Annotated in this window: 1 rRNA gene; it reads left to right on the top strand. The window is 51.0% G+C overall.

Annotated elements, in window-relative coordinates:
• Positions 1–176 precede the first annotated feature (176 nt).
• Positions 177–541, top strand: a 16S ribosomal RNA gene (locus HMPREF2757_RS02385); the annotation flags it as partial.

Raw genomic sequence — 541 nt, forward strand, 5'->3', positions numbered from 1 at the left:
GTCTGTTCTTTGTCAACTCAATAGCGTGTTTGTTTGTTTCGTGGTGCCAGATTTTTTGTTTTCTGGCCATGGATTTTTTTGATTTGTAGCAGGATGATGCTGGCTGCACTGTTTGGTGTTGTTGGTGTTGTTTTGTTCTTGTCAGTTTTCTTTTGGTTGGGATCTTCTTTTTGTTTTTAGTGGAGAGTTTGATCCTGGCTCAGGACGAACGCTGGCGGCGTGCTTAACACATGCAAGTCGAACGCTGAAGCTTGGTGCTTGCACTTGGTGGATGAGTGGCGAACGGGTGAGTATCACGTGAGTAACCTGCCCCTGACTTCGGGATAAGCCTGGGAAACTGGGTCTAATACCGGATATGACCATCTTTCGCATGTTGGGTGGTGGAAAGTTTTTTCGGTTGGGGATGGGCTCGCGGCCTATCAGTTTGTTGGTGGGGTAATGGCCTACCAAGACGACGACGGGTAGCCGGCCTGAGAGGGCGACCGGCCACACTGGGACTGAGACACGGCCCAGACTCCTACGGGAGGCAGCAGTGGGGAAT

The organism is Brevibacterium sp. HMSC063G07 (assembly GCF_001810665.1).
In the GTDB taxonomy this organism is placed as follows: Bacteria; Actinomycetota; Actinomycetes; order Actinomycetales; family Brevibacteriaceae; genus Brevibacterium.